8 protein-coding genes are annotated in these 8,981 nt (G+C 32.4%); 3 read left to right on the top strand and 5 right to left on the bottom strand.

Features of this window, described 5'->3' with window-relative positions:
- Nucleotides 1–907: 907 nt before the first annotated feature.
- From J5G60_RS14130 to recQ, 4 genes are all read right to left on the bottom strand, one after another.
- The gene (locus J5G60_RS14130) at nucleotides 908–1,138 is read right to left on the bottom strand and encodes a hypothetical protein (protein ID WP_150355990.1); all 231 of its coding nucleotides are present in this window, start codon (nucleotides 1,136–1,138) and stop codon (nucleotides 908–910) included.
- Nucleotides 1,139–1,159: 21 nt separating this feature from the next.
- Nucleotides 1,160–1,651: a hypothetical protein gene (locus tag J5G60_RS14125; RefSeq protein WP_150355989.1), complete on the bottom strand. Its 492-nt coding sequence runs from the start codon at nucleotides 1,649–1,651 to the stop codon at nucleotides 1,160–1,162.
- 106 nt (nucleotides 1,652–1,757) lie between these two features.
- Nucleotides 1,758–2,660, bottom strand: a complete 903-nt coding sequence (locus tag J5G60_RS14120; RefSeq protein WP_150355988.1) for a fumarylacetoacetate hydrolase family protein — start codon at nucleotides 2,658–2,660, stop codon at nucleotides 1,758–1,760.
- Between the two features lie 37 nt (nucleotides 2,661–2,697).
- A complete protein-coding gene (gene recQ / locus J5G60_RS14115) occupies nucleotides 2,698–4,851 on the bottom strand; it encodes a DNA helicase RecQ (protein ID WP_150356011.1) in 2,154 nt (717 codons plus the stop codon).
- A gap of 342 nt (nucleotides 4,852–5,193) precedes the next feature.
- Between recQ and J5G60_RS14110 the strand changes: the two genes are divergently transcribed.
- Entirely contained in the window at nucleotides 5,194–6,024 is an 831-nt protein-coding gene (locus J5G60_RS14110; protein WP_150355987.1) for a YitT family protein, read from the top strand.
- Between the two features lie 95 nt (nucleotides 6,025–6,119).
- Here J5G60_RS14110 and pdxR read toward each other — a convergent pair whose 3' ends face one another.
- Nucleotides 6,120–7,544: a MocR-like pyridoxine biosynthesis transcription factor PdxR gene (gene pdxR / locus J5G60_RS14105; protein WP_150355986.1), complete on the bottom strand. Its 1,425-nt coding sequence runs from the start codon at nucleotides 7,542–7,544 to the stop codon at nucleotides 6,120–6,122.
- Nucleotides 7,545–7,646: 102 nt separating this feature from the next.
- On the opposite strand from pdxR, the gene J5G60_RS14100 reads away from it, so the two are divergent.
- Nucleotides 7,647–8,135 (top strand): peptide deformylase, encoded by a 489-nt coding sequence (locus tag J5G60_RS14100; protein WP_150355985.1) that lies wholly within the window; start codon nucleotides 7,647–7,649, stop codon nucleotides 8,133–8,135.
- A gap of 6 nt (nucleotides 8,136–8,141) precedes the next feature.
- On the top strand, nucleotides 8,142–8,828 hold the full coding sequence (locus tag J5G60_RS14095) for an aspartate/glutamate racemase family protein (protein WP_236035324.1): 687 nt from the start codon (nucleotides 8,142–8,144) through the stop codon (nucleotides 8,826–8,828).
- Nucleotides 8,829–8,981 lie beyond the last annotated feature (153 nt).

Raw genomic sequence — 8,981 nt, 5'->3', positions numbered from 1 at the left:
AATATATACATTATCACAAATCATTGATATATTTTATAATTATACATAAATACTTATAAAAATGCAATATGCTTTAGTATATTTTTCTATTTATTCATCATAAGGCTGATATACTTGTTCAATTTACAATACATAATATATGCTCTCGATCTGGAAAACAAATAAGTAGATAAAAAAATCCGGCCTTTAATTTCAGCCGAAATAACCGCTATTAAATTACGAAAATATTTATCTTCAGGATTATCAGAATCCGCTTACAAATTTCACAGTAATGTTTATTTATCATCTGCATTGCATAGCATCTGCCGTATGACTCATTTTAAATACGCAATATTTTCCGGAAATAGTTTTTCCAAAATTAATATACTTAATAAATAAAGCCATTACTGATAAAAATACTAATTACGATAATAGCACTGAAAAATTTGATCCATATAATAGTACTTTTGACCAACTAATAAAAGAAGACAGAAAATTGCTTAATGAAGGTTTCTGTTAAGCTGAATACCGAACATATCTGCTATTGCTGTAAGATGTATTTCAGTTAATTTATCAATCATACTTTGGTTTATCATTAGTGTTTACCACTGTAATATCTGGCATCTCTTGTGATACCATGATTATTCTGAGTAGTTTTTAATTTGGAATTTAACGTTCGTGTCTTATTTTGTCCTGTTTTAAGTATGTTTTTAATACTTTTGTTAAGTCTATTCCCAAGTAAAATTTTATTATTTATTTTTATCATTAATAAAAAAGATTATCAGTAAAAAAAAACTAAAAACATAAAAAAGCTATAAAAATACCTATGGTCATAAAGATTCAAAATAGCAACAACAAGAGATACTATCAAAGCTATCCAGAATGAAAAATCTTTATTTATATTCATTAACTATTACCACCTTAATCCTCATTTCACTTTCCAAAACAATTTCCACACTTCTCTCAAAGTAAATTTTTTTTTCATAAAAGTTAAGTACAAAAAAAATATACTAAAAATAGTTCCAAAAACTATATCTCCCAAGTCGTCAATTTTAACCCAAAAAATTAATTGTATAAAAATTACCAATACATAAGTTACAAGGAAATATTCAACATCATTTTTTAATTTTTCAGTATTAAATATAAAAAATCTTTTCAAATAATCCACCCCTTAATACGGCTATTTAATGCAATCTCTATTTTTCAATATTATTTTTTTATAGAGCCTTCCTATTATTTTAAACGATATCAACAATAAAACATATAGAACAAATAAGTATATTGACATATACGGAATGCCTTCTTTTTTTATAATTAGTTTATTATTAATTGAAAAATGTGAATATATTATTGCATATAATAGAAAAACTAAATACATGAGTGTAAGTTCTATCATGTTCTGCTTTATTCCACTTTTTTTCTCCAGGACTGAACTAAAAATCAGATCAACAACGGTAATTATTACTAACGTTAATATCATAAATTTTATTATATTCATTATGATTTCAAATTTATTAGTTCCATTAATTATTATTAAGTTTGTCTTCCACATTGCCAATATTCCTTTGCAAAATATGATTGTCGGAATTGCTGTTATACTCATACACATAACCGCCACTATTATAACAGCAAATACTTTATCATTTACAGTACAGTTATATTTTTTTAACACTACTACCCACCTCAACGTAAATTGAATGCTATGGATATTATCATATATAATATGATATTTAGACTCTAAACTTTGATATTTGAACACGCTTCTATGTATTTAAATTCTATAAAATTTCCACTACTTTATTTACAAGACTCCCTATTTTTTCAATGTAACATTCCACTACATCCCCATTTTTCAATACCTTGATGGGTTCAAATCCCATACCTACACCGCTGGGAGTGCCTGTGGATATAATATCGCCCGCCTTTAAAGTCATTCCCTTTGATAGATCACTTATTATATATGGTATATTAAAAATCAAGTTTTTAGTATTTGAATTTTGCCTGATTTCACCGTTCACCATACATTTGATATCTAAACTAACCGGAAATGGTATTTCATTTTTATGGACTATACAGGGACCCATAGGACAAAAAGTATCCAGACTCTTCCCCTTAAACCATTGAGTATGCTTTCCCTGAAGATCCCTGGCAGACACATCATTTATTATGGTATATCCAAAAATATATTCTTCTGCATCTTCAGCCTTTATATTTACGCCGTCTTTCCCTATTACCACCCCTAGTTCAGCTTCATAATCCACCTGTTTTGTAACTTTAGTGGAAAACTCAATATTATCTCCAGTCCCTACAGCAGGTGATGCAACTTTAGTAAAATATATAGGTGCGCTTGGTATGCCATTTCCCGATATTCTGGTTATTTTTATCTCCCTGGCATGTTCTATATAGTTCTTTCCAAGACAAAATACATTTCTCTCTGGATAAGGTATTGGGGCTTTCAATTTAACTGAATCCAGCAAAACGGATTCAACGCCTCTATCATTTAAAAAACGCTCTATTCTGTTTAAATTATCTTCATTCAGATACTCTATAAATTTTTGCATAGTTCCAGGTATATCCTTTTCCCCCATTTTCTCCAGTAGGTTTCTTATATTAAAGATCTCATTATTCTGCAAAATACCTATACTTTCTTCTCCTTCATAAACATAAGTTACAAATTTCATATTACCACCCCATTTTATAGTTTTAAAATTGAAAAATCTAATTATTATTCTCCATGATGAAATCTTTAAGTATGACTGCTTTTATCTTGTCATAGCTTATACTGTCTGGAAGGGATTTCTTGATTGGCTTCAACCTGGACATCCCCAATTTTTTTATAGCTTTCAGAATCTTACTTTCCTCATCTCTCGTAAACAAATTATAGAACTTTATCTCTGCATTTAGTTTTTTTCCCTGTTCCACATATTTTTCTATATGAGACAGTACTGTTGATATGGTAAGGCTCCTCTTTTCTGAAATTTCCTCTATATTCATATTGTCCTCAAGCATACTTACAGTAATCTCAAAAGTTTTTAATTTGTTATTTTTCCCAGTATTGTTTTTCTGCAAATTCATTTCAAAAACCCAGTTGGGTTCTATTTTATTCTCATACACATATTTCTTCACAATTTTTAAAAATACATTTCCATACTTTTTGAGCTTTAATTCACCAACTCCAGATATATCAAGCATTTGTTGAGGAGTTACAGGATACCTGCTGCTAATTTCTCTTAAAGTAGTATCCGAAAATATCAAATATGGTGGGACTTCTTCTTCTTTAGCTATTTCTCTCCTGCAGCTTCTCAGTAATTCAAACAGATCACTGTTTGTGGTTATTTTCTCCGCTTTAGTAGATTCCTTTAAAATTACCTTTTCTTCTCCTTTTAATATCTTTACGGAATTGGAATTCAACATTACCGTAGGATATTCCCCTTCTTTCAAGGAAATATAACCTTGAGCTATAAGTGTATTTACAAAATTCGAAAGTTCCTCCTTTGAATAATTCTTCATTATTCCATAAGTGGATATCTTATCAAAGCCGTATTGAAGTACTTTTTTTTGTGAAGAACCTCTGAGCACATCCACTATCATATTTACGCCAAATTCCCTTTTCATTCTATAGATACAGGAAAGAACTTTTTGAGAATCCACTGTTTTATCTACATATTCTCCTTCTCTTATACAGTTACTGCAATTTCCACATTCCTCGTAATCCACCTGTTCTCCAAAGTAATTTAATATATATTTTCTCAAACATCCATTATAATGGACAAAATCCACCATACACTGGAGTTTCTTATATTCACTTATTCTCCTGTCTGAAGACTGAATACTAGTTTCTATCAAATACTTTTGTGTAATTATATCCTGTGGAGCAAACATGAGTATACATTCGCTTTTCTCACCATCACGACCTGCCCTCCCTATTTCCTGATAATAACTTTCTATATTTTTGGGCATATTATAGTGAATTACAAATCTTACATTTGATTTATCAATACCCATTCCAAAAGCATTAGTTGCAGCTATGACATCCACCCTGTCATAGACAAAATCTTCCTGATTTTTTTTCCTATCCTCTATTGATAATCCTGCATGATATCTTCCTGCAGATATATTATTGGCCTTGAGCTTTTCATATAAACTATCCACTTCTTTTCTAGTAGCTGCATATATTATACCTGACTGTCCTGCATTTGCCCTTATATAATCAAGTATGTATCTAAACCTATTTCCCACCTTCAAGCAGCTTATTTTTAAATTTTTTCTATCAAATCCAGATATAAAAACCACAGGGTTATTCAATTTTATCTGCTCTGCAATATCCTTTCGTACCTTCTCCGTAGCAGTAGCTGTAAATGCTGTAACAACAGGCCTTTTGGAAAATCCAGCTATAAATTTCCAGATATATGTATAACTCACTCTAAAATCATGACCCCATTGAGACACACAATGGGCTTCATCTACTGCCACCTGCGAAACCCGCAGATTTTTGATTATACTGCAGAATTCAGAAGATTCCAGTCTTTCTGGAGCTACATACAATATTTTTATATCTCCACTTTTTAAGGAAGAACATATATTTAAAATTTCACTTTGAGAGATGGAACTGTTTATATAAGCAGCTTTTATTCCCAGAGCTTTTATACTGTCCACTTGATCTTTCATAAGAGAAATAAGAGGAGATATTACAATAGTTATACCCTTAAAAAGTAGTGCCGGTATCTGGTAGCATATGGATTTTCCGCCTCCTGTAGGCATTATGGCCATGGTGTCTCTTCCATTCAATATGCTTTCAATCACCTTACCCTGATCTCCCCTAAAATTATCGTATCCATAATATTTATTTAAAGCTTTTAAGGCGCTGTTAATCAATGACTTCACCCCTATATCGTTATGCTTTTAAAAAAATTATACCATATAAAGTTGTCACCTAACCCAAAACATATGTGTAAAATACTTATATGAAAATATTATGAGATTTAACGAATATTATCTTGATATATGCACTATAATTCATTATAATGAGTATTATAATTGATAATTGATGATTTATTTAATTAGACGCACTTTTAAATATAAAATATATATCTATATTCATAGCGGTATCAATTTATTTTCATACAAAATCTACCCTGTGAAGAGAGTCTTTCATCCCAAAAGGGACGGAGGGCTTTTATAGTGCCATTATTTTAAAAATAGGAGGAGAGTGGAATGAAACAAAATGTATGGGATTTAGCCGTAATTTTATTAGGATTATTTTTAATTTCCTTTGCTTTAAATGTTTTTCTTGCGCCGCATAAAATTGTACCAGGCGGAGTTTCTGGACTGGCTATTGTACTGGAATCTATACTGCACATAAAAAAGTCAATAATAATAGGTTTCTTCAATGTGCCAATTTTTATCATAGGGTTATTGACACTTGGGAAAAAATTTGTACTAAATACAGCCTTAGGCGCTCTTCTCATTCCAATATTTGTGGAATTAACCAGCAATACTGCTCCTTTTACCAATGATACCTTGCTATCATCCCTACTTGGAGGAGTTCTTACGGGAATCGGCGTGGGAATGCTTTTAAGTAAGCAATCTTCCGTAGGAGGTACAGATACTATAGCTAAAGTCATATGCAAATACGCCCACAAACCTGTTGGCAAAGTAATGATGAGCTTGGATTTGTCCATAGTAATGCTTACCTGTTTTGTCTTTGGTATAGAAAAAGCTCTATATGGTGTGGTCACAGTATATTTAATTGGAAGAGTGGTGGATATATATATCAAGGGCTTTACCGATTCCAAATCCGTATTTATAATTTCAGATAAAACCGAAGAAATCAATAATTTGATTTTGACCAGACTTCACGAGGGCACTACCAAAATCGAGGCAAGAGGCGGATACACAGATGACAAACGCGATATACTGATGTGCCTTGTAACAAATACAGAGCTGGTTAAACTTAAGAAAATAGTAAAAGAAGTTGATATAAATGCTTTGGTTTTAATACAAAATTCCTATGAGGCCTATGGAAAGGGATTTGGTACTGCTTAATCAGAGTCCATATATTTGTATATTAAATGGACAGAAGTGGACTTGTGTCCACTCTTTTTATTTTAAATTATCCTAACATTATAAAAATCTTCAATTTAAAACCAGGCTTTTTTTAAAGACCTTATTCCATTTCCCATCTCTTCAAAACTCAGATGTCCATATCCCATCAACACCATATTATGTTTTTTATAATTATTTTTATCAAAATAGTAAAAGGATACAGGATAGACTTTGACCCCCTTTTCCAGGGCTGCATTTATCAATTCCGACTCATCCAGCTTGTTTTTTACCTGAAGTACAACGTTGAGCCCTGCTTTCTCGCCATAGACGGCAGCATTTTCTCCAAATTCATTTTTTATACAATCTATAAGAAACTGCTGTTTTCTAGCATATATATTTCTCATTTTCCTGAGATGGGCTTCAAATAATCCTTTTCTCATAAATTCTGCAATTGTCAGCTGATGAATTTTGGATGCAGTTTGATTTATAAAGCTTCCTTTTTCAATAAAAAGATTCATTATGCTTTCAGGTAAAATCATGTATCCAACATGCATTCCTGGAAAAAGAGTTTTTGAAAAAGTTCCAAGATAGATCACTCTATTTTCATTATCCAGGCTTTGAAGTGAAGGTATTGGATTTACATTATATCTAAATTCGCTGTCATAATCATCCTCAATAACATATCCACCGCATCTATCAATAAAATTGAGAAGTCTTATGCGGCTTGAGACAGGCATGATCATACCCATGGGATGCTGATTGGACGGTGTTACATATATCAACCCTGGAACTGTTTCAAGGCCTTCAAGTTTTTTTATATCCATTCCGGACTGCGTTAATTCAACAGGCTCTATGTTATATCCATACCATTCAAAAACCTTTCTCACAGGAGAAAAGCCCGGTTCTTCAAAAGCAACGTTCCTATTACAACGCTCACTAAGCAGGTCACATAATATAGCCATCAAAGTCTGTGTCCCCGCACCTACAATTATCTGTTCAGAACAGCAGGCCACTCCTCTTGAACTTTTGACATAATCTGCAATCTGATTTCTTAATTCAAATTCACCTCTGGGATCCGAATAGGTCAATATGTCTATATTTTCTTTTTTCATAATACCCTGCTCAATTTTTCTCCAGCTTGCAAATGGAAAACTGCCGTGATCCACCGAGCCGGGTTTAAAATTACAGTGATATGCTCTATCATCTATATGAATACTTCTCAACGGTTTAAGCTTTAAGGGTATATTTTCTCTCTTGACGGTTTTTATCTGCTTATCTATAGCTTCCACATAATAACCACTGCCCTTTCTACTATAAACATATCCTTCACACAGCAGCTGGTTATAAGCCTCCTGAACTGTATTTCTGCTGATACAAAGCCTGTTCTTAAGCTGTACTATAGATTCCAGCCTGTCGTCTTTTTTAAGTATCCCTTCCAGTATAGCTTTTTTGTAGCATCCATATATCTGGATATACAGCGGTTTTTTACTGTCCTTTTCGATGAACACCGGTATTTCCATAAAATCATCCCCATAATTTTTATAAAAATTATACCTTTTTACAGTAACAATTATATAGTAATATTGTATCAAATATATATCACATGTAAAGGAGATCGTTTTATGATAAAAGAAATATTGTTACTTGGAAATGAGGATCTATACAAAAAAAGTCTTTCTGTTGAGAAGGGGGAAATGGATGCAGTAGAGAAGACTGTTTCGGATTTGCATGATACCTTAATTGATTTCCGCAAAAAATATAATGCAGGAAGAGCAATTGCAGCTCCGCAGATTGGAATATTTAAAAGGCTGATATACATGTATATTCACAGGCCCATGGTTTTTATCAATCCCATACTTAAATTTGACAATAACCAGATGATGGAAGTTATGGATGATTGCATGTCCTTTCCAAATCTGCTGGTAAAAGTCAAACGCTATAAAGAATGTACCGTGATGTACAAAGATATAAATTTCACGGATAAAACAATAAAATTTCAAGGAGATCTATCAGAACTGATACAGCATGAATATGATCACCTGGATGGAATACTGGCAACAATGAGAGCTATAGACAACAGATCCTTCTATCTAAAAAACAAAGGAGTATAAGAAATTATGAAAAAAATAGGAATTCTGGGCGGAATCAGTTCCGCCTCCACAATTCAATATTATAAAACCATACTTGATATGTACTATAAAAAATTCTCGGATTACTATTACCCTGAAATAATAATCAACAGTTTGAATTTTCAATATTTTACGAATTTAGAAAATGAGCATAAAACCTCTGAATATATAAATTATATAATAAACGGTATAAACAGTTTACAAAAATCCGGTGCCGATTTCGTCATAATGGCTGCAAACTCCCCCCACTCAGTATTTCACAGTATAAAGCAGCAAATAGATCTGCCTGTGCTGAGTATTGTGGATGCAGCTGCTGAAGAATGCAGCAGACTTAAATTGAAAAAAGTATTATTGACAGGGATAAAGTACACCATGCAAAGCTCCTTTTATCAAAAGGGATTTGAATCCTTCGGCATAGAGGTATTGACCCCGTCAGAAAAACATCAGGATAAAATAAACTCAATAATTTTCAGTGAACTTGTTTTAAATAGGGTAACGGAAAATACCAGAGAAAATTTCAGGGAAATCTTGTCCAGCTATGATGTGGATGGTGTAATTTTAGGCTGTACCGAATTACCCTTGCTTCTAAATCAGAAAGATATGAAACTCCCACTGATTGGCACCCTCAAGCTTCACTGTAAAGCGGCATTATCATACGCTTTAGCAGAATCCTAGACTGCTTGGAGTTATCTCCAAATCGCGGCCAAAAGTACATTTATCTCATTGTGAACTACCACCACTTATAGAAGTGGATGGCTTCTTAGTCAATATTCCTAATGGAACAAGTTTACCTAAGCTCTAAAGGTCGAACCAACCTCAGTGTATTAC

The organism is Clostridium sp. HV4-5-A1G, assembly GCF_900184915.1.
Classification (GTDB): Bacteria; Bacillota; Clostridia; order Clostridiales; family Clostridiaceae; genus Clostridium_B; species Clostridium_B aromativorans.
The sequence above is the reverse complement of the archived record's forward strand: the minus strand, read 5'-3'. Positions and strand labels throughout refer to the sequence as shown.

Coding starts and splice junctions, on each gene's coding strand:
- J5G60_RS14120 (WP_150355988.1), bottom strand. CDS start 2,660: ATGAAATTTGTAACTTATGTTTATGAAGGAGAAGAAAGTATAGGTATT.
- J5G60_RS14110 (WP_150355987.1), top strand. CDS start 5,194: ATGAAACAAAATGTATGGGATTTAGCCGTAATTTTATTAGGATTATTT.
- pdxR (WP_150355986.1), bottom strand. CDS start 7,544: ATGGAAATACCGGTGTTCATCGAAAAGGACAGTAAAAAACCGCTGTAT.
- J5G60_RS14100 (WP_150355985.1), top strand. CDS start 7,647: ATGATAAAAGAAATATTGTTACTTGGAAATGAGGATCTATACAAAAAA.
- J5G60_RS14095 (WP_236035324.1), top strand. CDS start 8,142: ATGAAAAAAATAGGAATTCTGGGCGGAATCAGTTCCGCCTCCACAATT.